The sequence below is a fragment of the Yoonia sp. genome (assembly GCF_030731595.1).
Classification (GTDB): domain Bacteria; phylum Pseudomonadota; class Alphaproteobacteria; order Rhodobacterales; family Rhodobacteraceae; genus Yoonia.
Genome location: NZ_JANQTS010000137.1, coordinates 1 through 1,863 on the forward strand (window position 1 = coordinate 1; position 1,863 = coordinate 1,863).

3 protein-coding genes are annotated in these 1,863 nt (G+C 52.5%); 2 read left to right on the plus strand and 1 reads right to left on the minus strand.

Annotation, left to right across the window (positions count from 1 at the left end; translation table 11 throughout):
- Positions 1 to 164: 164 nt before the first annotated feature.
- Positions 165 to 1,067 carry a LysR family transcriptional regulator gene (locus NWQ23_RS15725; protein WP_306167337.1) on the minus strand — a complete coding sequence of 301 codons (903 nt, stop codon included), beginning with the start codon at positions 1,065 to 1,067 and terminating at the stop codon, positions 165 to 167.
- An 88-nt stretch (positions 1,068 to 1,155) separates the two neighbouring features.
- On the opposite strand from NWQ23_RS15725, the gene NWQ23_RS15730 reads away from it, so the two are divergent.
- Together NWQ23_RS15730 and NWQ23_RS15735 are read left to right on the plus strand one after the other, a co-directional pair.
- A complete protein-coding gene (locus NWQ23_RS15730) occupies positions 1,156 to 1,368 on the plus strand; it encodes a hypothetical protein (protein ID WP_306167338.1) in 213 nt (70 codons plus the stop codon).
- A 30-nt stretch (positions 1,369 to 1,398) separates the two neighbouring features.
- Positions 1,399 to 1,863: DUF924 family protein (locus NWQ23_RS15735; protein ID WP_306167339.1), on the plus strand; the 465-nt coding region annotated here is incomplete at its 3' end.

The window sequence follows — 1,863 nt, forward strand, 5'->3', positions numbered from 1 at the left end:
AATAGGCGACATTGGTGTGTCATATGGCTGGTACGATGAAATTCTCAGAAGTCCCTCCCTATCCGTACACCTGCCGTTCGCTGCATCGTGTACGAACTGGTAAGATGCGGACTTAGTCGCCGTTGATAATCTATGGACGTAGGTCTGCTTTAGGGGATTAGCCCCTAGTTTTTTCGCAAATGCGCACTGTATCGCGGCGCAAAATATGCTGTGAACGCCTTCACCTCAGGTCGGCGGTAGGCGGACGGATTCACCAACAGCCATACGGTCGATCCCAAGTCTTCGGGCAACTCAATGCAGTGGACGAGCGTGTCGTCGCTCTTCATGAACCGTGTCGGGAGAACTCCAATACCGGCCCCCATTTGAATGGCGGTTTTCATTGCCTTAAAATCTTGGCAAGTCATCGCAATCTGATCCGGGTTGATGCGCTGCAGCAGCCACTTATTGACCGGATGGGCGGCCAGATTTCCACCAAAAACCAGATACTTATATCCATCCATTTCTGATTCTGAGTGCGGTAGATCAGATTTGGCCGCGTAGGACCTTGACGCAAACAACGAATGGGTAATCGTGGCCAGATTCCGGCAAATCAACGATGGATCATCGATCTTCTTGTTGGTCCATCTAATAGCGATGTCGACATCTCCTGCCGATATGTCGATCGCCTCGTCACTTGGGATCAATTCGAAATTCACACTCCCGTAGCTCTCGACAAAGCCTTTTAAGATTGCGGACAGGTGAGGATTGAATGCGTCCGTCACTGCAGTAATCCGAATGGTTCGGGATTGGGAAGACGCCAATCGGGCCGCCGTCGCATCCAATTCTTTGGCCGCTTTCTCAACTGCTTCGGCGCTCGGCAACAGCATCAGCGCGTCTTGTGTCGGTGTAAAACCCTGGGTGTTCCGTTCAAACAGAACCAGCTTAAGCACGTGTTCCAGTGCTTCAATGCGCCTTGCCACGGTGGGCTGTGCCATCCCGAGCGTCTTGGATGCCGCCAAGGTGGAACCGGCGCGCATTACTGCAAGGAAAACGCGCACATCTGAAAGGTTCTGAAAAACGCTCTTCATTTTTGTAGAACAGCACAACGTCAACGCGGATACCAGTAAAATTCACGCGTCCTTAGGCTCAATTCAACGCCAATGAGAGGATCGATCAATGACACTTACATTCCCAGCTTTCAAATTTCCCACTATGAAGTGGATGTTCCGTGGGGCTATCGCCTACCCAGCGACCGACGCCACGCCAGAACATCAAACCGCGTATGCTGAACGCGCTTTTCTGCGCGAGTTGTTGGCCCGCAATCCTGAGGGCATTCAAAGCGACCTTGGCCTCATGGAAATGATGTCCCAGTATCCTCGGCAATTCTGAATGCCTGGTATGACCAAGGATGCATCCCACATGAGTTTCTTACCAACCGACGTTCTCGATTTCTGGTTTCCCGACACGGGTCATCAAAATGCGCCCGAGACATATGCAGCTTTTTGGTCGGAGCGTATGCAAGGCGGGATGGACGATGCGATCATCTCCGGATTCGCTGACATCACCCAAGCGGCAGCATCCGGCCAACTTGATGACTGGGCCGAAACACCTCGCGGGCGGCTCGCCCTAATAATTGCTTTGGATCAGTTCCCGCGCTCTTTGTGGCGCAACACCCCTGCAGCATATGCGCAAGACATCAAAGCCGCACGACTTGCTTTGGAAGGCATGGTGAACGGGCACTTTGGATGCCTTCAGCCGTGGGAAATGATGTTCTTTTACCTTGCGATTGCACATTGCGAGGGCCCGGATCACTTGGCGCGGATGCATATGCTGGATGATGCCGTCGAACTGGCCATTAAAAAGCTCCCAGATCAACTTTGCGAA

Bases quoted from the DNA above. Each gene is read 5' to 3' on its own strand.
- NWQ23_RS15725 (WP_306167337.1), bottom strand. From the start codon at position 1,067: ATGAAGAGCGTTTTTCAGAACCTTTCAGATGTGCGCGTTTTCCTTGCA.
- NWQ23_RS15730 (WP_306167338.1), top strand. From the start codon at position 1,156: ATGACACTTACATTCCCAGCTTTCAAATTTCCCACTATGAAGTGGATG.